The sequence below is a fragment of the Lentzea sp. NBRC 105346 genome (assembly GCF_030269605.1).
In the GTDB taxonomy this organism is placed as follows: domain Bacteria; phylum Actinomycetota; class Actinomycetes; order Mycobacteriales; family Pseudonocardiaceae; genus Lentzea.
Genome location: NZ_BSTQ01000021.1, coordinates 49,467 through 70,626 on the forward strand (window position 1 = coordinate 49,467; position 21,160 = coordinate 70,626).

A 21,160-nucleotide genomic window follows, 5' to 3' on the forward strand; every position below is an offset into this window, starting at 1 on the left:
CTAGAACACGTTCTAACCGGGAGGTCGGCGTGTCGGAGCCGTGGTCACAGTTCTGCCAGGCGCTGGAGCGCGCGGGCCAGGTCATCCTGTCCGACCAGGCCCCCGACACTCCCCTGGACCGCGCGGAGGGCTTCCGCTACCTCGCCCGGCTGACCCGCGAAATGCTCTATTCGTGCGTGGACAACGCCGATCCCGACTTCCCGCGGTTCCACGAGCTCGACCTCGTCAAGATCGGCGCGGACAACCCCGACAACGTCTACCTGTCCGCGAACATCCGGGGTGACCGGACCTACCGGATCACCGGTGAGCGGGGCACCATCGCGTACTTCAGCATCGGCTCCAAGGCCAACCGCTACGCCAAGGACGGCACCATGGCGTCCACCGGCGAGCTGTCCGACGCCGACCTCGTGGTTGATGCTGACGGCACGGTCGAGATCATCGCGAGCGCGACTCGGCAGGGCCGTAACTGGCTGCCGCTCGCCCCGGACTCGACCGGCCTGGTGGTGCGGCAGACGTACCTGGACCGGGAGACCGAGACGCCCGGACGGTGGCACATCGAGCAGGTCGGCGGCCCCGCCGAACCGGCGCACCTCACGCCCGAGTTCCTCGCCAAGGCGCTGCAGCGGGCGGCGTTGTCCGTGCACGGCACCGCGGCCACCTTCGCGCACTGGACCGAGACGTTCATGACCAGACCGAACGAGCTGCCCGACTTCGGGCAGGACATGTTCCAGCGGGCCGGCGGCGACCCGGAGATCTTCTACCTGCACGGCTACTGGTCGCTGGGCTCTGGCGAGGCCTGGGTGATCGAGACCGACGTACCGGACTGCCCGTACTGGAACTTCCAGCTGGACAACTGGTGGATGGAGTCGCTGGACCACCGGCGCCGGATCTCCGTCAACAAGCACACGGCGGTGCTCGACGCCGACGGCCGCCTGATGATCGTGGTGGCCGAACGCGATCCCGGTGTCGGCAACTGGATCGACACGTGCGGCCACACCTCGGGCACGGCCTTGCTGCGCTGGCTCGGCGCCACCGAACACCCGATCCCGAAGTGCCGTGTCGTGCCACTGGAGGACCTCCGATGACGTTGAACGTCGAAGAACTGCTCGGGAAAGCGTGCGCGAAGACCGGGCTGACCGAGTTCGGCGACGACTGGTTCCGCGAACCGCTGGACGTGCTGGTCACGAGCCTCAACACCGAGGCCGACCTGTCGCCGCTGGGCCTGGAGCTCACCCGCCACCGGCTGACCGCGCTGCTAGCCGACCGGCTGCGGCTGCGCGCGCTGCAACGCGAACACCCGGAGATCCTCGCGACCGAGATACGGGTCGCCGCTGAGATCTGCGGCCTGCCGCGCACCGGCTCCACCCTGCTGCACCGGCTGCTCGCCGCGTCACCCCAGCTCACCTCGACGCTGTCATGGGAGGTCGCCTACCCGATCCCGTTCCCCGGCGAGGGCCCGGACGCGGCCGAACGCAAACGCCGCGCCCAGGAGCGGATGCGGATGTTCGAAGAGCTCTCCCCCGCGTTCCGCGACATCCACACCGTCGTGTGGGACGGCCCGGAGGAGGACGTGATCCTGCTGGACCGGACGTTCGTGTCGATGAGCTACGACACCTTCTACCGGATCCCCGGCTACGGCGACTGGCTGCGCGCCGCCGACCAGAGCAAGGCCTACGCCGAACTACGCGAATGGCTGCAGGTGTTGCAGTGGCAGAACCCTGCACGCGGCCCGTGGGTGCTCAAGTCGCCCCACCACCTGACCGCGGTGGACACCGTGCTGGACACGTTCGCCGACTGCAAGATCGTCATGACCCACCGTTCACCCGTCAAGGCGGTCCCCTCGTTCGCCTCGATGGTGCAGACGATGTCCTTGCAGTACAGCGAAACCGTCGATCCGATCCATCTTGGACAGTACTGGTCAGGCCGGTTCGCCGCGACCCTGCGTTCGTTCTCCCGCGCCCGCGCGGCCCGGCCCGAGCGGTTCGTCGACGTGCACTTCGCGGACACGGTCAGCAAGCCGATCGAGGTCGCCCGCCGGGTGCTCGGCGAACTCGGCCTGACCCCATCCGCGGCCGACGACGCGGCCTTCGCGGCGTATCTGGAACAGAACCGCACCGAACGGCACGGCTCGCATTCCTACACCCCGCAGGACTTCGGGCTCTCCGAAACACAACTGGCCGAGGACTTCGCGTTCTACACGGAGGAGTACCTGTGATGCTGGACGACGAGGTCGTGGTGATCACCGGAGTCGGCCCCGGCCTGGGCAGCAAGCTGGCGCTGCGCGCCGCCGCCCAAGGCGCCAAGGTCGTCATGGCCGCACGCTCGACCGAGGTCATGACACAGGCGGAGAAGGAGGTCGCGAACGCGGGCGGCGAGGCTGTCGGCGTGTCGTGCGACGTGCGCAAGCCGGACGACGTGGCCCGGCTGGTGGACACCGCGCTGGACCGGTTCGGCACCATCACCGGACTGGTCAACTCGGCGTTCGGACACGCCGGGTTCACCGACCTGCTGGACACGCCGGAGAAGGCGATCCGCCGATCGCTCGACATCACCCTGTTCGGCGCCCTCAACGTCACCCGCGCGGTGGTGCCGCACATGAAGGCCGCCGGCCGTGGTTCGATCGTCAACATCGGCACGATGACCACCCGCAAGCCCAGCCGCGGCGAGGGTGGGTACGCGGTGCCGAAGGCGGCGATGGCCACCGCTACCCAGTACCTGGCGCTGGAGCTCGGCTCGCACGGCATCCGGGCCAACCACGTGATCATGGGCTGGTTGGATGGGCCCAGCGTGCGGTTCTACATCAAGATGAAGGCGGAGAACCGCGGCGTGCCCGAGCAGGAGATCTACGACGAGGTTGCCGGCCGTATTCCGCTCGGCCGGATTCCAACTGACGACGCGTGTACCGGTGCGGTGCTGTTCCTGTTGTCCCGCAACGCTTCTGAGATTACCGGCGCTACGCTGGACGTCAACGGCGGGGAGTACATGCCGTGAGCCACGTCGTCGAGTCGGTCGTCGTTGAGATCGATGCGCCCGCGGCGTTTGTGTGGGACGTGCTGGTCGACTACGCGAACTATCCACAGTGGAATCCGTACACGTTGAAGGTTGACACCACGCTGGGGGTGGGCGATCCCATCGATCTCACGCTGCCCAACCCGGATGGGAGTGCTGGGACGTTCGTCAGCCGGGAGTACATCCGGGTCGTTGAGCCGCCTCGGCTGCTGCGTTACGACACCGGTGACACTTTTCCTGGCCTGCTTGGGACTCGCGATCAGCGGATCACCTCGTTGGGCTCGGATCGGTGCCGCTACCACACTTGCGAGACGTTTACTGGCAAGTACGCGGACGCTGTGATGGCCACGCAGGGCGCTTGGGTGAAGCGGGGGTTCGACGCTGTGGCCCATGCGTTGCGGGATCGTGTACTTGCCTTGCGGTTGGCGTTGTAGACCTGGGCGTCGGTTTCGTGGTCCGGGGCGATAGCGATCTGGGGCGGGGCGCTGCGGTGGTCCGGATTGCGATTGGGGCTTGACTTGAGACCTCATTGGCCCTGTGCCTAATTCTGGGCAGAGGCGCTGGCGGGCTCAAACGGGCAGAGGTGAAACGCCCGCGCCGCCGAGTGTAGCGCCTCGCACCCCAAGTCAAGCCCCAATCGCGAGCTACCCACCAGACGCGCCCCTCTACCTGTCAGTGGTGTTTGAGGTGCTCTGTACCCGTGGTGTCGCAAGGCTTCTCGCACCCGTGGTGTCCGAGGAGCCCAGAGTCCTGGTTTCGCGAGCCCTAGAACTCCTCGTCGAACGATACTGTGCCGCTCACCGCTACCTGATACGCCGACACCCGGCGTTCGAAGAAGTTCGACAGCTCCTGCACGTCCTGCAGCTCCATGAACGCGAACGGGTTCCTCGAGCCGTAGATCGGCTCGATCCCCAGCACCTGCAGCCGCCGGTCGGCGACGTGCTCCAGATACGACCGCATGTCGGCCACCGACATGCCCGCCACACCGCCCTCCAGCAGGTCCTCCGCGAACTGGACCTCCGCGTCCACCGCCTCGCGCAGCATCTCCCGCACCTGCTCGTGCAAAGCCGAGTCGAACAGGTCCGGCTCCTCGCGGCGCACCGTGTCGACGACGTCGAAGGCGAACGCCATGTGCATCGACTCGTCGCGGAACACCCAGTTGGTCCCGGAGGCGAGTCCGTTCAGCAGCCCGCGCGAGCGCAGGAAGTAGACGTACGCGAAGGCGCCGTAGAAGAACAGGCCCTCGATGCACGCGGCGAAGCAGATCAGGTTCAGCAGGAAAGACCGGCGGTCCTCGCGCGTCTCCAGGCGCGTCAGGGAAGAGATCGAGTCGATCCACTTGTAGCAGAACTCGGCCTTGGCGCGGATCGACGGGATCGTCTCCACCGCGGCGAACGCCTCGGCGCGCTCGTTCTCGTCGGGGAGATAGGTGTCGAGCAGTGTCAAGTAAAACTGGACGTGCACGGCCTCCTCGAACAGCTGCCGCGACAGGTAGAGCCGGGCCTCCGGCGCGTTCACGTGCTCGTAGAGGTTGAGCACCAGGTTGTTCGCGACGATCGTGTCGCCGGTCGCGAAGAACGCCACGAGGCGGTTCACCAGGTGCCGCTCGGCGGACGAGAGCTTCCCGAGGTCGGCTAGATCGCTGTGCAGGTCGACCTCTTCGACGGTCCACGTGTTCTTGATCGCGTCACGGAAGCGTTCGTAGAACAGCGGGTAGCGCATGGGGCGCAACGTGAGGTCCATGCCGGGGTCGAGCAGGGCGTGCTGGCGGGCGGTGTTCTCTAGCGTGGTCACTGGCAGGCCTCACAGGACTCGGGGTTTTCCAGGGAGCAGGCGACTGCCGCGGGCACGGTCGCCTGCTGGATGCGCGTCGCCGGACGGGAGCGCAGGTAGTACGTGGTCTTCAGCCCGGCTTTCCAGGCGTAGAGGTACATCGAGGAGAGTTTCCCGATCGTCGGCGACGCGACGAACAGGTTCAGCGACTGGCTCTGGTCGATGTACGGGCCGCGCGCGGCGGCCAGTTCGATCAACGACTTCTGTGGCAGTTCCCAGGCCGTGCGGAACAACGAGCGGACGTCGTCGGGCAGCTCTACCAGTCCCTGCACGGAACCGTCGGCCTGCTTGAGGCGCGCCCGGATCTCCCCGGTCCACAGGCCGCGGGACTTCAGCTCCCGCACCAGGTACGAGTTGATCTGCAGGAACTCGCCGGAGAGCGTCTCGCGCTTGAAGGTGTTGGACACCTGCGGCTCGATGCACTCGAAGCAGCCCGCGATCGACGCGATCGTGGCCGTCGGCGCGACCGCGATCAGCAGCGAGTTGCGCAGGCCGTGCTCGGCGATGCGCTCGCGCACGGCGGCCCACCGCTCGGTCTGCGTGGGCGTGACGCCCCACAGGTCGGGCTGCAGATCCCCCTGTGCGGCACGGGTTTGCGCGTACGCGGGGTGCGCGCCCGCCGACTCCGCCAGCGACGCCGACGACTCCAGTGCGGTGAGGTAGATCTCCTCGGCGATGCGGGTCGACAGCTCCCGCGCCTGCGGTGAGTCGAACGGCAGGCGCAGCTTGAAGAACACGTCCTGCAAGCCCATGACGCCGAGCCCGACCGGCCGCCAGCGCGGGTTGCTGCGCGCCGCCTGTTCCGTCGGGTAGTAGTTGATGTCGATCACGCGGTCGAGGAAGACCACGGCCGTGCGAACGGTGGCGCGCAGGCGGTCCCAGTCGATATGGCCATCAGCGACGTGCGCGCCCAGGTTGACCGAACCCAGGTTGCACACCGCGGTCTCGGAATCACTGGTGACCTCGAGGATCTCGGTGCACAGGTTGGACAGGTGCACCACGTTGCCCGGCTCGGCGGTCTGGTTGCAGGTGCGGTTCGCGGTGTCCTTGAACGTCATCCAGCCGTTGCCCGTCTGCGCCAGCGTGCGGACCATCCGTCCATAAAGGTCACGCGCCTTGACCGTGCGGACCGCCCGGCCCGCCTCCTCGGCGGCGCGGTAGGCGTCGTCGAACGCCGGACCCCACAGGTCGACCAGCTCGGGTACCTCGTCCGGGTCGAACAGCGACCAGTCGGCGTCCGCCTCGACGCGGCGCATGAACTCGTCCGGGATCCAGTTGGCCAGGTTGAGGTTGTGCGTACGGCGCGCGTCCTCGCCGGTGTTGTCGCGCAGCTCCAGGAACTCCTCGATGTCCGGGTGCCACGTCTCCAGGTACACGCACGCCGCGCCCTTGCGGCGGCCGCCCTGGTTCACCGCCGACACCGAGGCGTCCAGCGTGCGCAGCCACGGCACGATGCCGTTGGAGTGCCCGTTCGTGCCGCGGATCAGCGCGCCGCGCGACCGCACGCGCGACCACTGCACGCCGATGCCACCCGCGAACTTCGACAGCCGCGCGATCTGCGCGTACCGCTCGTAGATGGACTCCAGCTCGTCGCGCGGCGAGTCCAGCAGGTAGCACGACGACATCTGGGTGTGCACGGTGCCGGAGTTGAACAGCGTCGGCGAGCTGGGCAGATACGCCAGCGACGACATCAGCCGGTAGAAGTCGATCGCCTCGGTCGCGGTGTGCGACAGGCCGCACGCCACGCGCAGCAGCCAGTACTGCGGCTGCTCGATCACCGCTCGCCGCGCCGGGTGACGCAGCAGGTAGCGGTCGTAGACCGTCCGCAGGCCGAAGTACTCGAACCTCCGGTCGGCGTCCAGGTCGATCGCGTCGTCCAGCTTGCGGGCGTTGGCGGCCACGAACTTCGCGGTCGCGTCCCCGATGAGCCCTTCGGCGTGCCCGAGCGCGATGCTCTGGCTGAACGACTGGACGCCCTGCCTGCGAACTTCCTTCTCGATGTACGCGGCGAGCAGGCCGGCGGCGAGCTTGGAGTACTCGGGTTCCTCGGCGACGAGCGCCGCGGCCGTCTGGATCGACAGCCGGTCCAGTTCCTCGGTGGTGGCGCCGTCGTACAGACCGCTGATCGTCTTGGTCGCGACCCGCAGCGGGTCGATCTCCTTGAGATGGACGGCACAGCGCTGCACCGCGCGCACGATCTTGTTGACGTCAACGGGTTCCAGGGCGCCGTTTCGCTTGCGCACCCGCATCGTGCCCGAATTGAACACTGTCGTCGTGTCGACGACCGTCACAGCTCTCTCCTCGCGAGCTCGGCGACACCGAGAGCAGCGAGGAGTAGACGGGCGCGCGCGACCGCCACGTCCTCCCGCCCTCCCTCGGGGCCGCGGACGCCCGCACGCGGACGCGTGCGGGGTGCTGGCAGGTCTTCGGACTCACGGGCGGGCCTTCTCAGGCGCCTACCGGCCGTCGCTTCCCAGACTCCACGTCCAGTGCTCAGTTGACGGCTTTCGTTCCCGTTCACCGCTGCGGGGCAGTCCCGGATTCACACCGGGTTCCCTCTTGCGACGACCGATCTGGATGATCGGCCGAACCAGCTCGCGAGCACAATACATGGCGTCGCGGAGCGATCATGCACCTACATGTTGTGCGCGTGTCGCCCGGTTGGAGCAACCGGGCGACACGGCGGATTTCACGCGGTGATCAGGGACAGGCCGAACTCGTCCAGGATCGGGTTGACCGGCTGGAACCACGTCTTGCCGCCCCCGGAGCAGTCGCCGTAGCCACCGGATGTCACGCCCTGCGCCTCGTTGCCGGACAGCCACGAGCCGCCGGAGTCGCCGCCCTCGGCACACACGCTCGTGCCGGTCATGTGATAGACCGTGCCCTCCGCGTAGTTGATCGTGTCGTCCTTCGACTCGACGTAACCGCAGTGCATTCCGGACGTCGAACCGGACCGGCAGATGCTCGCGCCGATCGGCGCCTCCTGCGATCCGTAGACGTAGTAGGCGTAACCGTCGTAGCCGTACACCAGCGGCTGCAGCGTCACGCCGTCAACGGTCCGCACGAAACCCATGTCACGCGTGGGGAAGATGGACCGCTCGACGTTCCCGAGGTCCTCGCCGTCGTGGTTCGTGGCGTGGTCGCCGGGACTGCCGCAGTGCCCGGCGGTGACGAACCCGCCCTCGACGGCGAACCCGATCGAGCAGCGCCAGGAGTTGTTGACGTAGTAAGGAAGTGCGCCCATGACCTCAGCGAGCGGGCGCGGCTTCGGCGGGGTCCGCTGGACCTGGATCGCCGGGTCGATCTCCTTCGCCTTGGCGATGAACGCCTCGGCACCGGGAGCGTTGTTGGTGATGCGCAGGACGACCGCGTTGGCGCGCACGTCGACGTTCCAGCTCCCCTCGGGAGCGTTGTCGATCCGGTCGACGCGGTTCTTGATCTCGGTGAGCGCCCGCTCGCTGCGGGCGACCGTGCGCACCTCGGCGCCCGGTAGCTCGACGGCCTTTGTGGACTGCACGACCAGTCTTCCGGTTGTGCTGTCGAACCACGCGCCGCCGAAGTGGTCGCCCAGTGCGGCACGGGCGGTCTGTTCGGTCTTGGCGGCCTTGGCCTCCTGGGCCAGCCGCAGGGTCACCTGGGCCGGGGTGAGGCCCAGGTCGCGTCGCATCGCCTCCGCGAGGGCCGGAGAGACGATGCGCGCCTTCGGCTCCGCCGCGTGGGCGGGAACCGCGAATGACAACGTTGTCAAAGCTGCGAGCAGAGCGGTGATCACCTTGGGTTTCATGCGCCACTTCCCCGTCGTGCCGCGGCGGCACTTCAAACGCTAGTGCCGATGCGCGCAGGGGAAACCGCTGTTCGGCGCACGAACTTTCACCCCGCCGGGGTGAGGTCCGCGCCCCGGCTCCCACGACACCGTTCAAGTACGACTCGGACGAAAGGGAGCGACATGGCAACGCTGACGGTCTGGAAGTTCGACAGCGCCACGGCGGCGGGCGAGACCATCGACGCGCTCGAGATCCTGGCGAAGCAGGAGCTCATCACCCTGCACGACGCGGCCACCGTGTCGTGGCCGCCGAACGCCAAGAAGCCGAAGACGCGGCAGCTGCGCAACCTCGCCGGCACCGCGGCGCTGGGCGGCATGTTCTGGGGAATGCTGTTCGGGCTGATCTTCCTGGTGCCGTTCCTCGGCGCCGCCATCGGCGCGGCGACCGGCGCGATCGCCGGGTCGATGACCGACGTCGGGATCGACGACGACTTCATCAAGGCGGTCCGCAAGGAGGTCGTGCCGGGGACGTCTGCGCTGTTCCTGTTGTCCAGCGATGCCGTGCTGGACAAGGTCAAGACCGCGCTGGACGACCTCGGGTACCGGCCGCAGCTGATCCAGTCCAACCTGTCCGAGGCGCAGGAGGCCGCGCTGCGCGAGATGCTCGCCGAGGCGTGACGCTCAGCCCGTGACCTGGTCGACGAAGCACCATCGCCACGTCTCCCCCGGCTCGACCGAACGGATCACCGGGTGGCCGGCGGCCGCGGCGTGCCTGCTGGCGTGCTTCTGCGGCGACGAGTCGCAGCAGCCGACCTTTCCGCACTCCAGGCACTTGCGCAGGTGGACCCATCCGGTGCCCTGGGCCAGGCAGTCCTCGCACCCGTCGTCGGTGCTCGCGGCCGGTTCCGGGCCGAGGTCGGCGAGGTGCGCGCACACGTTGGTAGTCACGGGAATGACCGTAGCCGGTAGCGGTGCTTGACTGACGGCATGACGACACCCGACAGAGTCGCGCGTCCCGCCATCCTCACGGTGGACGACGATCCCGCCGTGTCCAGGGCGGTGGCGCGCGACCTGCGCCGTCGGTACGGCGAGCACTACCGCATCGTGCGGTCGGAGTCCGGCGCGCAGGCCCTGGAGGCGTTGCGGGAGATCAGGTTGCGCGGCGAGGAGGTCGCGGCGCTGCTGGCGGACTACCGCATGCCGCAGATGAGCGGCATCGAGTTCCTCGAAGCGGCGATGGACGTGTTCCCGCTCGCGCGGCGGGTGCTGCTGACCGCGTACGCCGACACCGACGCCGCGATCGCGGCGATCAACGTGGTGGACCTCGACCACTACCTGCTCAAGCCGTGGGACCCGCCGGAGGAGAAGCTCTATCCGGTGCTCGACGAGCAGCTGCAGGCGTGGTCGGTGACCGACCGGCAGCCCGCGCGGCAGGTCCGGGTGATCGGGCACCGGTGGTCGCCGCGGTCCTACGAGGTTCGCGACTTCCTGGCCCGCAACTCGGTGCCGTTCCGCTGGCACGCCCTGGACGAGGGCGACTGCGAGGCGGCGCGGCTGCTCGCCGCGGCGGAGCACGACGGCAGCCGGCTGCCGGTCGTCGTGACCACCGATGGCGACGCGCTCGTCGACCCGTCCGACGCGGAGCTGGCCGCGCGGGTGGGTCTGAGCACCCAGCCGTCCGCCGAGTTCTACGACCTCATCGTGATCGGCGGCGGGCCGGCCGGTCTCGGTGCCGCGGTGTACGGCGGGTCCGAGGGGCTGCGGACCGTCCTCGTGGAACGACTGGCGACCGGCGGTCAGGCCGGGACCAGCAGCCGGATCGAGAACTATCTCGGTTTCCCCGACGGCGTATCCGGCGAGCAGCTCACTGAACGCGCGCGCCGGCAGGCGTTGAAGTTCGGCGTGGAGATGCTCACCACGCGCGACGTCGTCGGACTTGAACGGCGGGGCGGGGCGAGGGTGGTGCGCTTCGGCGACGGCACGGAGATCTCGGCGCACACGGTCATCCTCGCGACCGGGGTGTCGTACCGGATGCTCGACTGTCCCGGACTCGACCGGCTGACGGGCCGCGGCGTCTTCTACGGCGCGTCGACCACCGAGGGGCCGAGCTGCGCCGGACAGGACGTGTACCTCGTCGGCGGCGCCAACTCCGCGGGCCAGGCGGCCGTCTACTTCTCCCGGCACGCCAGGCGGGTCGTGCTCGTCGTGCGCGGCGACTCGCTGGAGCGCACGATGTCGCAGTACCTGATCGACCAGCTCGCCCGGATCGGCAACGTCGAGGTGCGCACCTGCACGGAGGTCGTCGCCGGCGACGGCGCGGACCACCTGGAGTCGTTGACGTTGCAGCACAACAAGACCGGCGAGACTCAGGTGGTGCCCGCGTCGTGGCTGTTCTGCTTCATCGGCGCGGCGCCCCGCACGGACTGGCTCGGCAACGCGGTGGCCCGTGACGACCGCGGTTTCGTGCTGGCGGGCCCGGATCTCGGGACACCCGCCGGGTGGGAGCTCGACCGCGCCCCCTACCACCTGGAGACCAGCCTGCCCGGCGTGTTCGTCGCCGGTGACGTTCGCGCCGACTCCGTGAAGCGGGTGGCGTCCGCGGTCGGCGAGGGCGCGATGGCCGTGACGCTCGTGCACCGCTACCTGGAGAAGTCATGACGCCCGACGAACTGCGCTCGCTGTTCCTCTTCGAGCACCTCGGCGACGACCAGCTCGCCTGGCTGGCCGAGCACGGGCACATCGAGACCAGGTCCGCGGGCACTGTCGTGCTCGCCGAAGGAGACCCGGCGACGTGTTTCTTCGTGCTGCTCGAAGGCACGGTCGCGTTGAGCCGCAACGTCGGCGGCCAGCGCGTCGAGACCAACCGCACGGACCACCGCGGGTCGTACTTCGGCGCCACCCAGGCGTACCTGGAGGCCGACGTCACGACCTACCAGATGACCGTCGAGTCGATCACCGACACGCGGATGTACCAGCTGCCCGCGGACGAGTTCGGCGCGATCGTGCGCGAGTGGTTCCCGATGGCCATGCACCTGCTGGAGGGCCTGTTCTACGGCATGCAGAACACCCAGCGGATCCTCGGCCAGCGGGAACGCCTGCTGGCGCTGGGATCGCTCTCCGCGGGCCTGACCCACGAGCTCAACAACCCCGCCGCGGCCGCGGTGCGTGCGACCGCGGCGTTGCGCGAACGGGTCGCCGGGATGCGGCACAAGCTCGCGATGCTGGCGTCCGGCGCGATCGACGCCGAGGTGCTGCCGAGCCTGGTGAAGCTGCAGGAGGCCGCGGTCGAGCGGGTCGCGAAGGCGCCTCGGCTCGGCCCGATGGAGGCCAGTGACGCCGAGGACGAGGTCGGCGACTGGCTGGACGCGCACGGCGTGACGGCGGGCTGGGACCTGGCGCCGATCCTGGTCGCGGGCGGCCTGGACGTCGAGTGGCTGCAAGACGCTCTGGGCGAATGCCCGGTCGCGGCAAAGGACCCGGCACTCCGTTGGCTCGGCTACACGGTCGAGACCGAGATGCTGATGAACGAGATCGAGGAGGCCACCACCCGAGTGTCCACTTTGGTCGGTGCGGCCAAGCAGTACTCCCAGATGGACCGCGCGCCGTTCCAGGTGGTCGACGTGCATGAGCTGCTCGACTCGACGCTCGTCATGTTCGGCGGCAAGCTCAGCGCTATCCAGGTGGTCAAGTCGTATGACCGTTCACTGCCACCGATTCCGGCCTACGCCGCCGAGCTCAACCAGGTGTGGACGAACCTGATCGACAACGCCCTGCAGGCCATGGACGGCGGCGGAACGCTGACCGTGCGGACGTTCCGCGAGAACGACTCGGCGGTGATCGAGATCGGCGACACCGGCACCGGCATCCCGCCGGAGGTGAAGCCCCGAATCTTCGAGCCGTTCTTCACGACGAAGGCGGTCGGCCAGGGCACCGGCCTCGGCCTGGACATCTCGTGGCGGATCGTGGTCAACAAGCACCAGGGCGACATCCGCGTCGAGTCCGCGCCGGGCGACACGCGTTTCCAGGTGGTTCTCCCCATGGGTTGACGCAACCGTTCAGTTGCCATAGTGTCGCAACCAACGGGTTGCCATACTGTGGAGGTTGTCATGGGTTTTCCTGATCGCATCGAGCGGACCGTCGACGTCGCGCACCCGCCGGCCAAGGTGTGGGCGGCACTCACCACCGCCGAGGGGCTCGCGTCCTGGTTCGGCAACACCGCGACCATCGACCTGCGTCCGGGCGGCGCGGCGCGCATGACGTGGACCGAGGGACACGTGGCCGAGATGCGGGTGGAACGGGTCGAGGAGCCGTCGGTCTTCGGGTTCACCTGGCACATCTACGGCCTGCCCGAGGACGACCCGCGGCGCACCTACGTCGAGTTCACGCTCGCACCGACCGGCACCGGGACCCGCCTGACGGTCGTCGAGTCCGGCTTCGCCCAGCTGCCCGACGACATGCACGACAAGGCGTTCAACGGCAACACCGACGGCTGGCGCAGCGAGCTCGGCGAACTCGTCGCGTACCTCGATGCGGCCTGACGCCGAGGCGGTCGCCGAGCAGGTCTTCATCGCCCTCGCCGACCCGAGCCGGCGCGGCATCCTGGCCGCGCTGGCCGCGGGCGGGCCCGCGACGGCAACCGACCTCGCCGACCGGCTGCCGATCACGCGGCAGGCGATCGCCAAACACCTCGCCCTGCTCGCCGAAGCCGGACTGGTGACGGCCGAGCCCGGCGAACGGCGGCGCGTGCGGTACCGGCTGCGCTCGGCGCCGATGCAGGTGGCACAACAGTTCCTGGCCGCGCTGGCGCGCGACTGGGACGGCCCGCTCGCCGCGTTGCGGGAGCACCTCGACCAGAAAGGCGGACACGATGATGAAAACGCCCCCGATCGTCTCGGCTGAGGACTGGGAAGCGGCGCGGGCGGAACTGCTCGTGCGCGAGAAGGAGGTCACCCGAGCGAAGGACGCGCTGGCCGCCGAGCGGCGCCGGATGCCTTGGCTCGCGGTGGAGAAGCAGTACTTCTTCGACGGCCCGCGCGGCCGGGTGAGCCTGCCGGAGTTGTTCGAGGGACGCCGCCAGCTGATCGTCTACCGCGCGTTCCTCGAACCCGGCGTGTTCGGCTGGCCCGACCACGCGTGCCGCGGCTGTTCCCTGGTGGCGGACCAGGTCGCGGACGTCGCCCACCTCAACGCCCGCGACACCACGCTCGTCTTCGTGTCGCGGGCGCCGCAACCGGACATCTCACGCGTGAAGGCGCGAATGGGCTGGACGATGCCCTGGTACACGATGACCGACTCGTTCGACGCCGACTTCGGTGTGGACGAATGGCACGGCACCAACGTGTTCTTCCGGTCCGACGATCGGGTGTTCCGCACGTACTTCATCAACAACCGCGGCGACGAGGCGATGGGCGGCACCTGGAGCTATCTCGACCTCACGCCGCTGGGGCGGCAGGAGAACTGGGAGGACTCGCCTTCGGGCTACCCGCAGTCCGCGCCGTACGCGTGGTGGAACTGGCACGACGCATACGAGAATCAAGCCTCTGGCCAGACCAGTTCCCAGGTCTCGTCGCCGTAGAGGGACTCGTACCGGAACCCCAGCCGCAACCTCGTGGTGAGCAGCTCGGCGAACTCGGCGTGAGCGCGGCTGTCGTAGTCCGGCACCCTCAGGAGGAACTCTCGGTATCCGACCTCAAGGATCGAGCCGGTCGTGAACGTCGCGGCGGACGGGCGCCACTCGGTCAGGGTGTCGCGCACCTGGTCCATCGCCGCTTTCCCGAACCTGCCGACTCGTGTCCCGTCGAGCTCGACCCACGAGTCCGTGATGACCGCCGGGCCGATGCCGACGTTGGACAGCACGAGTCCGGCCGTGTCGCTGACATGAAACCTGGCGCCCATCTGCAGGACCGGGCGGACCAGCTTCCGGTTGTGCAGCCGGGTGGCGCGCGCCTGGCTGTACGAGATCCACAGTGCCAGCGCCGCAATTACGGTCGCCGCCACGGACGTGACCAAGCTCGCCACGTGGCATCCCCTCTCATCGATGTCGATCAGTGTTCTGGACGTCCCAGCACACACCGTCGCCGCAGCTCACACCCCCGGAACCGTCCCAGCGTCCCAGAATGCGCCGAACCCGTTGTCAGCCGCGACAACCGAAGGCCACCCTCTCCCCTGCGATCACCACGGGGAAAGGGGAAAACCGTGCGAGCAAGAAAACTCTTGGCGCAACTGGCAGTGGCCGGTCTCGTCATCGGGGGCATGACAGTAGCGGCGCCGGCCGCCCACGCGGACTCCAGCGCGTGCAACCAGGCGTTCGCGGACGTCCCAGGTGAGGTCGAGTACAACGGCAACGGCCGTGACGTGAACCTGCCCGCGACGCTGCATGGCAAGAAGGTCCACCTGAAGAACGGCCGGGCGTTCAACCAGTCCTACGCGACGGTGGACAACCCGAGCCGCGGCGACATCATCTCGATCGACCGCGCCACCGACTCCGACAAGCTCAACACCACCAAGAAGTGGTGGCGGACCGACGAGATCCGCGGCTGGGAGTACTGCCAGGCGAACACCGATTCCAAGTGGCGAACGCCGACCATGAACAACTGGCATCGGCCGATGCGGGTCTGCCTGCGGCACAACGGGGCACTGCAGTGCTCCAACATCTGGTACGCCGACCAGAGCTGACCGCGCCGGGGGCGAGTGGGTCACGGTTCGATACCAACCAAGCGTCTGCTTGGGTGAATCACGTCGGATCTTCTCGCCCCTGAACCGATCAGGTGTGTACCGTTCGCCCACATGCGTTGCAGGACTGCCCTTGTGGCGCTAGTGGCATGTGCGCTGATCGCAGGCTGTGGAAGCAGGCTGACGGCCGATCAGCGCGCGGCACTCGCCGCACCCCAGGGCGCAGCAGGCGAAGCACAACCGGGCACCCCTGCCGAAGACGGCACGGTGCCCGGCGACAACGGCACGCCGGGATCGACGGGTGACGCGAAACCGGCCCAAGGTCAGACACCGCCCGGCAGCATCGCGTCCGGATGCAGCGGAACCGGTGGCGCCACGGACAAAGGCGTCACCGCGGGCGAGATCACCATCGCCAACATCTCCGACATCAGCGGGCCGGTGCCGGGACTTTTCCAGTCCGCACAACAGGCGACGAAGGCGTTCGTCGAGTACTTCAACGCCACGCAGGGCGCGATCTGCGGCCGCAAGCTGAAGCTCGTGTCGTTCGACTCGCGCACGGACAGCGGCGGCGACCAGCAGGCCACCACGCAGGCGTGCGAGCAGGCGTTCGCGCTCGTGGGTTCGATGTCGGCGTTCGACCAGGGCGGTGGACCGGCCGCGGCCGGGTGCGGCATCCCGGACCTGCGGGCGTCCACGGTCACCGCGCAGCGGCAACGCACCGCGGTGACCTACGGCGTCGCGTCGAACCAGGTGAACCTCGTGTCGTCGGCGATGCCCGACCTCGTGAAGGCGAGTTATCCCGACACCGTGGGCAAAGCCGCGTTCCTGTACCTCAACGCGGACGCCAGCGCGCAGAACGCCCGCAGTTTCCAGAAGGCGGCCGAGGCCCGCGGGTTCACGTTCGTCTACACGCAGGCCATCGACATCGCCGACGTCAACTACGCGCCGTATGTCGCGCAGCTCAAGGAGAAGGGCGCGCGGATCGTGTACTGGGTCGGCTCGGCGCAGTACGCGGTGCGGCTGCAGCAGGCCATGCGACAGCAGGGGTACACACCGGACGCGTTCGTCACGGATCCGACCGCGTACGACCCGCAGTACGTGCGGCAGGGCGGCGCGGCCGTCGACGGCACCGTGGTGTTCACCAACGCCGCGTTGTTCGAAGAGGCCAACGCGCAGCAGAAGCTGTACCGGGAGTGGCTCGCCCGCGTCGCGCCCGGTGCGGCGCCGAGCTACTTCGGCATGTTCGCCTGGGCCGCCGCGCGGTTGTTCGTGCAGCTGGCGGTGAAGATCGGGCCGCAGCTCACGCGCAAGGCCATGCTCGACGCGATCAGAGGTGTGCACGACTACACGGGTGAAGGACTGGTCGCGCCCCAGGATGTTGGGGGCAAACGAACTTCGGCGTGCATGTCGCTGGTCCGGCTGAAAGGCGGGGCGTGGGCGAGGCTGGCGCCGGCGTCGGGCTACTCGTGCGGCAGCCTGATCGACACCGGGGTCGGCGGATGACGGCCCTGCTGGCGTACACGATCTTCGGGCTGGTGACCGGCGGCGCGTACGCCGTCGTCGCCGGCGGGCTCGTGCTGACCTACAGCACCTCCAAGGTGTTCAACGTCGGGCACGGCGCGATCGGCATGGTGATGGCCTTCCTGTACTGGGAGCTCGCCGAGAACCGCGGCCTGCCGCAGTGGCTCGCCCTGCTGATCGTGGTCGGCGGCTGCGCGCCGGTGTTCGGGCTGCTGGTCGAACGGTTCGTGATGCGCAGGCTCGCGGGCGCGCCCGTCGGCGTCACACTGGTGGCGGGCGTGGGCATCCTGGTCGGGCTGATCGGCGCGGCGCAGGTGATCTGGCCGCCCGCGGCCCGGCCCGTCCGGCCGTTCCTCGATCGGTACGGCGTCCACATCGGACAGTCGTTCGTCAGCGGGCACGATCTGGTGACGCTCGCCTGTGCGATCGCGGTCGCCGCCGGGCTGTACCTGCTGCTCAACCGCACCCGCACCGGGCTGGCGATGCGCGCGTGCGTGGACGCCCCGGAGTTGGCCGCGCTCTACGGCATCCGGCCGCACCGGCTGTCGGCGCTCAGCTGGGCGATCGGCTCGGCGCTGGCCGCGCTCGGCGGCATCCTGCTGACCCCGGTGGTGCAGCTGGACTACGTGACGATGACGCTGCTGGTGATCACCGCGTACACCGCGGCGTTGGTGGGACGGCTGCGCAGCCTGCCGTGGACGTTCGCGGGCGCGCTCGTACTGGGTCTCGTGCAGTCCTACGCCGTGGCGTACCTGCCGTCGTCGCAGTTCTGGATCTCCTTCCGCGCGGCGATTCCCGCGCTGTTGCTGTTCCTCGTACTGCTCGCACTCCCCCAGTCGCCGCTGCGGATCGGTGGCGTGCGCGGCTCGCGCGGGGTGGCCGTGCCGTCAGCAGGCCTGACCGCGCTCGGGGCCGCCGGACTGCTCGCCGTGGTGCTGGTGCTCGCCCTGCTCGTCGACAACACCGTCGCCGGGCAGCTCGCGCTGGCCCTGGTGTTCGGCATCGTGCTGCTGTCGATGGTGCTGCTCACCGGGTACGGCGGCGTGGTGTCGCTGGGGCAGTTCACGTTCGTCGGGGTGGGCGCGGTGACCGTGGCGCGGCTGGGCACCGCGTCACCGTGGGCGTTGCTACTGGGCGCGCTCGTGTCCGGCGCGGTCGGCGCGCTGGTCGCGTTGCCCGCACTACGCGTGCGCGGGTTGTACCTCGCGCTGGCCACGCTGGGGTTCGCGCAGCTGATGGACAAGCTCGTGCTGCAGTCCCCGATCGCGTTCGGGGTGCGCGGCAGCCTGCAGGTGCCCCGCCTGGTCTCCTCTGCGCAGGCTCAACTGCTGCTCGCGGCCGTGATGTTCGCGCTCGTCGGAGCGGGCGTGCTCGCGGTGCGGCGCGGCCGGCTCGGGCGGCGGCTGATCGCGGTCAAGGACAGTCCCGCGGCGTGCGCGACGCTGGGGGTGAACGTGCGCTGGATCAGGGTCGGCGTGTTCGCGTTGTCGGCCGCCATCGCGGGGCTCGCGGGCGGACTGTTCGCCCAGCTGCGGGAAACCGTGGCGGCGAGCGACTTCCAGCTGTTCAACAACCTGCCGCTGCTGCTGTTCGCGGTGATCGCCGGCGTCACGTCGGTGACCGGCGCGCTGGTCGGCGGAGTGCTCCTGATGATGCTTCCCGTGCTGCAGAGCGGGTTTCCGGCGCTGGCCGGCGTGGCGGTGGTGCTGCTCGGCGTCGCCGCGGCCGGACTGGCCCGCGACCCGAACGGGCTGGTGAGCTGGATCTTCCGCGCGTGGCGGCCGGCATGAGCACCCTGCTGGTCGACGGCGTGACGGTCCGCTTCGGCGAGGTGATCGCGGTCGACGACGTCACGTTCTCCGTCGGCACCGGCGTGACCGGGTTGATCGGCCCGAACGGCGCGGGCAAGACGACGCTGTTCGACGTCGTCAGCGGGCTGCGCCGCCCGTCGTCGGGCCGGGTGCTGCTCGACGGTCACGACGTGACGGCGAAGGGACCGCACCAGCGGTCGCGGCTCGGGGTGGCCCGGACGTTCCAGCGACTCGAGGTGTTCGGATCGCTGACGGTGTGGGAGAACGTGGTGGTGGCGCTGGAAAGCCGCCGCCGGCCCGCCCGGCTCGCCGACGACCTGCTGGACCGGGTGGGGATCGGTGAGTTCGCCGGGCGGCAGGCGGACGCCGTGCCGACCGGTGCCGCGCGGCTGCTGGAACTGGCCCGCGCGCTGGCCACCGACCCGCAACTGTTGCTGCTCGACGAACCGTCCTCCGGGCTGGACCGGCAGGAGACCGACGCGTTCGGCGCGCTGCTGCGTGAACTCACCGCCGAGGGGCGCGCGGTCGTGCTGGTCGAGCACGACATGGACCTCGTGATGGGCTACTGCGACCACGTGCACGTGCTGAACCTGGGCCGCCTGCTCGCGTCCGGCACACCGGACGAGATCCGGGCGCACGACGGCGTTCGGGAGGCGTACCTCGGATGATCGAGCTGACCGATGTGCACGCCGGTTACGGCCGGATCGAAGTGCTGCGCGGTGTCGATCTCCACGTCCCGCGCGGCACGGTGACCGCGCTGCTGGGACCGAACGGCGCGGGCAAGTCCACCCTCGTCAAAGTCCTCAGTGGACAGTTGCGAGCCACGTCGGGTCACGTGCACCTCGGTGGCGTGCACGTCAACGACGCGGCGCCGCACGACCTCGCGCGGGCGGGGCTGTGCACGATCCCGGAGGGCCGGGCGATCTTCCCCAACCTCACGGTCGCGGAGAACCTGCGGCTCATGCGCGGTGATCCCGGCATCGTGTACGACCGGTTCCCGAAGCTGCGCATCCGCCGCAACCAGCTGGCGGGCTCGATGTCCGGCGGCGAGCAGCAGATGCTCGCGTTCTCCCGCGCGCTGATCACCGATCCCGCGGTGCTGGTCATCGACGAACTGTCGATGGGGCTCGCGCCGGTCATCGTCGCCGAGCTGTACGACGTCGTGCGGGAGCTGGCCGACGAGGGGGTCACGATGCTGATCGTGGAGCAGTTCGCCGAGACGGCAAGCGCCGTCGCCGACCAGGTCGTCGTCCTCAAACACGGCGAGATCGCGGACGACGATCTGGCCACTGTCTACTTCGGAGGATCGGAATGAGGTACACGATAGCGATCCTGCTGGTCCTCCTCTCCCCCGCGCCCGCACACGCCGATGTCGGCGGGTTCACGCTCAACGCGCACGCGACGCCCGTGTCGGTGCTGCTGCACACCGACCTGATCCCGGTGCCCGCCGAACCCCAGGGCGAAGTGCATGTGTCGTACACGCAGACCGAGCTCGGGTCCGGCCCGATCGGCCGGTCGCTGGCGAGCTCGCTGTGGCCGGGCGCCGCCGTCGGCACCGGGTTGCCGCAGATGCTGGGCTTCGCGTACCCGGTGCAGGCCAACGCCGCGCACCCCGGTGGCCCGGCGGACGAGACGAAGTCCGGGATGCGCACCCACGCCGACGCCGCGCGGGTCGACTCGGCCGCGGGGGCGCAGCAGGAGGTTCCGTTCCTGCTGACCACGGACGGTCTGGCGTCGAGCAGCACCAGTGTGGTGACAGGCACCGAGGCCAGGTCCACCGCCGTGTCGTCGGCGGGGACTATCACGCTGCTGTCCGGGCTGATCAAGCTGTCCGGGGTGTGGTTCGAGTCGGTCGCCGTGAGCAACGGGGTCCGCGGCACGGGCACCAGCGCGTTCTCGATCGCGGCGTTCACCGTGGCGGGCCAGAACTTTCCGGTCAAGGCGCCGGGTGAGGTGCCCGACGGTCTGCTGAAGGCGTTGGAACCGCTGGGGGTCACGCTGACGTGGCCGAAGGCGGAGACGAAGATCGAGGGCACCTCGGCGACGTCGGCGAGCCGGGGGCTGGTGCTCACCGTGGACGTGCTGGCGTTGCGCAACAAGCTCGGCCTCGGCGGAATCCTCGACGGCGTCGTGGCCCCGTTGCTGCCGAAGGAACTGGCGCCGCTGCTGAACCCCTTGCGCAAGATGGAGTTCGTCGTCGGCGACACCGCGGCCGCCGCGAACGCCTCCCCCGGCGCGGGCGCACTGCCCCCACCCGCAGCGCAGGTTCCGGCAGCTCCACCACCGGCCGCGGTGCCTCCCGCCTCGGCCGGCACGCCGCCGGTCGCCGGGATCGCACCTCCCAAGGCGTCCACCCCGGCCCGCGCGTCCCGTTCCACACCACGGTCGCTGCTCGACTTTCCCGGTGTGCCCGCACTTCTCGTCGTGGCCGGCCTCGGGGTCGCCGCCGCGGGCGCGCAAGGCCTGCGTTCGCTGGGCGGGTTCCTGCTCGGCGGCGCTCCCTGTCCGTCCGGACATCCCACCGGTGTCCCCGACCTGCGCAACGGGTGAA

21 protein-coding genes and 1 riboswitch are annotated in these 21,160 nt (G+C 69.2%); of the genes, 16 read left to right on the forward strand and 5 right to left on the reverse strand.

Translation table 11 applies throughout. From position 1 onward, the window contains the following. Positions 1-29 precede the first annotated feature (29 nt). Genes QSK35_RS35895 through QSK35_RS35910 form a run of 4 tightly spaced genes read left to right on the forward strand, consistent with a single transcriptional unit; the run spans position 30 to position 3,443 of the window. Positions 30-1,085, forward strand: coding sequence for a DUF1214 domain-containing protein (locus tag QSK35_RS35895; RefSeq protein WP_285752158.1), 1,056 nt, complete (start codon positions 30-32; stop codon positions 1,083-1,085). Then, entirely contained in the window at positions 1,082-2,215 is a 1,134-nt protein-coding gene (locus tag QSK35_RS35900; RefSeq protein WP_285752159.1) for a sulfotransferase, read from the forward strand. Before QSK35_RS35895 ends, QSK35_RS35900 begins: the two co-directional genes overlap by 4 nt. Continuing rightward, positions 2,215-2,991, forward strand: a complete 777-nt coding sequence (locus tag QSK35_RS35905) for an SDR family oxidoreductase (RefSeq protein ID WP_285752160.1) — start codon at positions 2,215-2,217, stop codon at positions 2,989-2,991. Before QSK35_RS35900 ends, QSK35_RS35905 begins: the two co-directional genes overlap by 1 nt. Continuing rightward, complete coding sequence (locus tag QSK35_RS35910; RefSeq protein WP_285752161.1) at positions 2,988-3,443, forward strand: SRPBCC domain-containing protein; 456 nt, start codon at positions 2,988-2,990, stop codon at positions 3,441-3,443. Before QSK35_RS35905 ends, QSK35_RS35910 begins: the two co-directional genes overlap by 4 nt. Positions 3,444-3,774: 331 nt before the next feature. On the opposite strand, the gene QSK35_RS35915 is transcribed toward QSK35_RS35910, so the two are convergent. The 3 genes from QSK35_RS35915 to QSK35_RS35925 form a co-directional block, all read right to left on the reverse strand. Then, positions 3,775-4,803, reverse strand: a complete 1,029-nt coding sequence (locus QSK35_RS35915; RefSeq protein ID WP_285752162.1) for a ribonucleotide-diphosphate reductase subunit beta — start codon at positions 4,801-4,803, stop codon at positions 3,775-3,777. Further along, positions 4,800-7,133, reverse strand: coding sequence for a ribonucleoside-diphosphate reductase subunit alpha (locus tag QSK35_RS35920; protein WP_285752163.1), 2,334 nt, complete (start codon positions 7,131-7,133; stop codon positions 4,800-4,802). The genes QSK35_RS35915 and QSK35_RS35920 overlap by 4 nt, the downstream gene beginning before the upstream one ends. Before the next feature lie 109 nt (positions 7,134-7,242). Next, positions 7,243-7,452: riboswitch (cobalamin riboswitch) on the reverse strand. Between the two features lie 79 nt (positions 7,453-7,531). Then, positions 7,532-8,626 (reverse strand): S1 family peptidase, encoded by a 1,095-nt coding sequence (locus tag QSK35_RS35925; protein WP_285752164.1) that lies wholly within the window; start codon positions 8,624-8,626, stop codon positions 7,532-7,534. Positions 8,627-8,788: 162 nt separating this feature from the next. Between QSK35_RS35925 and QSK35_RS35930 the strand changes: the two genes are divergently transcribed. Continuing rightward, on the forward strand, positions 8,789-9,283 hold the full coding sequence (locus QSK35_RS35930) for a DUF1269 domain-containing protein (RefSeq protein WP_285752165.1): 495 nt from the start codon (positions 8,789-8,791) through the stop codon (positions 9,281-9,283). Positions 9,284-9,286: 3 nt separating this feature from the next. Here the strand turns inward: QSK35_RS35930 and QSK35_RS35935 are convergent, their stop codons facing one another. Further along, on the reverse strand, positions 9,287-9,553 hold the full coding sequence (locus QSK35_RS35935; protein WP_352244181.1) for a UBP-type zinc finger domain-containing protein: 267 nt from the start codon (positions 9,551-9,553) through the stop codon (positions 9,287-9,289). A 39-nt stretch (positions 9,554-9,592) separates the two neighbouring features. On the opposite strand from QSK35_RS35935, the gene QSK35_RS35940 reads away from it, so the two are divergent. Genes QSK35_RS35940 through QSK35_RS35960 form a run of 5 tightly spaced genes read left to right on the forward strand, consistent with a single transcriptional unit; the run spans position 9,593 to position 14,180 of the window. Next, positions 9,593-11,263, forward strand: a complete 1,671-nt coding sequence (locus QSK35_RS35940; RefSeq protein ID WP_285752166.1) for an NAD(P)/FAD-dependent oxidoreductase — start codon at positions 9,593-9,595, stop codon at positions 11,261-11,263. Beyond that, positions 11,260-12,651: an ATP-binding protein gene (locus QSK35_RS35945; RefSeq protein ID WP_285752167.1), complete on the forward strand. Its 1,392-nt coding sequence runs from the start codon at positions 11,260-11,262 to the stop codon at positions 12,649-12,651. The genes QSK35_RS35940 and QSK35_RS35945 overlap by 4 nt, the downstream gene beginning before the upstream one ends. Before the next feature lie 60 nt (positions 12,652-12,711). After that, entirely contained in the window at positions 12,712-13,143 is a 432-nt protein-coding gene (locus QSK35_RS35950) for an SRPBCC domain-containing protein (protein ID WP_285752168.1), read from the forward strand. Beyond that, complete coding sequence (locus QSK35_RS35955; protein WP_285752169.1) at positions 13,133-13,504, forward strand: metalloregulator ArsR/SmtB family transcription factor; 372 nt, start codon at positions 13,133-13,135, stop codon at positions 13,502-13,504. The genes QSK35_RS35950 and QSK35_RS35955 overlap by 11 nt, the downstream gene beginning before the upstream one ends. Then, a complete protein-coding gene (locus QSK35_RS35960; RefSeq protein WP_285752311.1) occupies positions 13,476-14,180 on the forward strand; it encodes a DUF899 domain-containing protein in 705 nt (234 codons plus the stop codon). Before QSK35_RS35955 ends, QSK35_RS35960 begins: the two co-directional genes overlap by 29 nt. On the opposite strand, the gene QSK35_RS35965 is transcribed toward QSK35_RS35960, so the two are convergent. Further along, positions 14,138-14,623, reverse strand: coding sequence for a DUF8453 domain-containing protein (locus QSK35_RS35965; protein WP_285752170.1), 486 nt, complete (start codon positions 14,621-14,623; stop codon positions 14,138-14,140). The genes QSK35_RS35960 and QSK35_RS35965 overlap by 43 nt on opposite strands. A 234-nt stretch (positions 14,624-14,857) precedes the next feature. Here QSK35_RS35965 and QSK35_RS35970 point away from each other — a divergent pair, with 234 nt between their 5' ends. The 6 genes from QSK35_RS35970 to QSK35_RS35995 all read left to right on the forward strand — a co-directional run bounded on the left by QSK35_RS35970 (position 14,858) and on the right by QSK35_RS35995 (position 21,159). After that, positions 14,858-15,280: a hypothetical protein gene (locus QSK35_RS35970; RefSeq protein ID WP_285752171.1), complete on the forward strand. Its 423-nt coding sequence runs from the start codon at positions 14,858-14,860 to the stop codon at positions 15,278-15,280. A gap of 111 nt (positions 15,281-15,391) precedes the next feature. Next, complete coding sequence (locus tag QSK35_RS35975) at positions 15,392-16,780, forward strand: ABC transporter substrate-binding protein (protein ID WP_285752172.1); 1,389 nt, start codon at positions 15,392-15,394, stop codon at positions 16,778-16,780. After that, entirely contained in the window at positions 16,777-18,588 is a 1,812-nt protein-coding gene (locus QSK35_RS35980; protein WP_285752173.1) for an ABC transporter permease, read from the forward strand. Before QSK35_RS35975 ends, QSK35_RS35980 begins: the two co-directional genes overlap by 4 nt. Next, a complete protein-coding gene (locus QSK35_RS35985) occupies positions 18,585-19,277 on the forward strand; it encodes an ABC transporter ATP-binding protein (RefSeq protein WP_285752174.1) in 693 nt (230 codons plus the stop codon). The genes QSK35_RS35980 and QSK35_RS35985 overlap by 4 nt, the downstream gene beginning before the upstream one ends. Next, on the forward strand, positions 19,274-19,924 hold the full coding sequence (locus QSK35_RS35990; RefSeq protein WP_285752175.1) for an ABC transporter ATP-binding protein: 651 nt from the start codon (positions 19,274-19,276) through the stop codon (positions 19,922-19,924). Before QSK35_RS35985 ends, QSK35_RS35990 begins: the two co-directional genes overlap by 4 nt. Next, a complete protein-coding gene (locus QSK35_RS35995; RefSeq protein WP_285752176.1) occupies positions 19,921-21,159 on the forward strand; it encodes a choice-of-anchor P family protein in 1,239 nt (412 codons plus the stop codon). Before QSK35_RS35990 ends, QSK35_RS35995 begins: the two co-directional genes overlap by 4 nt. The last annotated feature ends 1 nt before the right edge of the window (position 21,160 follow it).

What these genes read in the sequence shown, in the direction of transcription:
- QSK35_RS35900 (WP_285752159.1), top strand. Translation starts at nt 1,082, where the DNA reads ATGACGTTGAACGTCGAAGAACTGCTCGGGAAAGCGTGCGCGAAGACC.
- QSK35_RS35980 (WP_285752173.1), top strand. Translation starts at nt 16,777, where the DNA reads ATGACGGCCCTGCTGGCGTACACGATCTTCGGGCTGGTGACCGGCGGC.
- QSK35_RS35925 (WP_285752164.1), bottom strand. Translation starts at nt 8,626, where the DNA reads ATGAAACCCAAGGTGATCACCGCTCTGCTCGCAGCTTTGACAACGTTG.
- QSK35_RS35905 (WP_285752160.1), top strand. Translation starts at nt 2,215, where the DNA reads ATGCTGGACGACGAGGTCGTGGTGATCACCGGAGTCGGCCCCGGCCTG.
- QSK35_RS35950 (WP_285752168.1), top strand. Translation starts at nt 12,712, where the DNA reads ATGGGTTTTCCTGATCGCATCGAGCGGACCGTCGACGTCGCGCACCCG.
- QSK35_RS35955 (WP_285752169.1), top strand. Translation starts at nt 13,133, where the DNA reads ATGCGGCCTGACGCCGAGGCGGTCGCCGAGCAGGTCTTCATCGCCCTC.
- QSK35_RS35960 (WP_285752311.1), top strand. Translation starts at nt 13,476, where the DNA reads ATGAAAACGCCCCCGATCGTCTCGGCTGAGGACTGGGAAGCGGCGCGG.
- QSK35_RS35945 (WP_285752167.1), top strand. Translation starts at nt 11,260, where the DNA reads ATGACGCCCGACGAACTGCGCTCGCTGTTCCTCTTCGAGCACCTCGGC.
- QSK35_RS35995 (WP_285752176.1), top strand. Translation starts at nt 19,921, where the DNA reads ATGAGGTACACGATAGCGATCCTGCTGGTCCTCCTCTCCCCCGCGCCC.
- QSK35_RS35970 (WP_285752171.1), top strand. Translation starts at nt 14,858, where the DNA reads ATGACAGTAGCGGCGCCGGCCGCCCACGCGGACTCCAGCGCGTGCAAC.
- QSK35_RS35985 (WP_285752174.1), top strand. Translation starts at nt 18,585, where the DNA reads ATGAGCACCCTGCTGGTCGACGGCGTGACGGTCCGCTTCGGCGAGGTG.
- QSK35_RS35990 (WP_285752175.1), top strand. Translation starts at nt 19,274, where the DNA reads ATGATCGAGCTGACCGATGTGCACGCCGGTTACGGCCGGATCGAAGTG.
- QSK35_RS35940 (WP_285752166.1), top strand. Translation starts at nt 9,593, where the DNA reads ATGACGACACCCGACAGAGTCGCGCGTCCCGCCATCCTCACGGTGGAC.
- QSK35_RS35930 (WP_285752165.1), top strand. Translation starts at nt 8,789, where the DNA reads ATGGCAACGCTGACGGTCTGGAAGTTCGACAGCGCCACGGCGGCGGGC.
- QSK35_RS35975 (WP_285752172.1), top strand. Translation starts at nt 15,392, where the DNA reads ATGCGTTGCAGGACTGCCCTTGTGGCGCTAGTGGCATGTGCGCTGATC.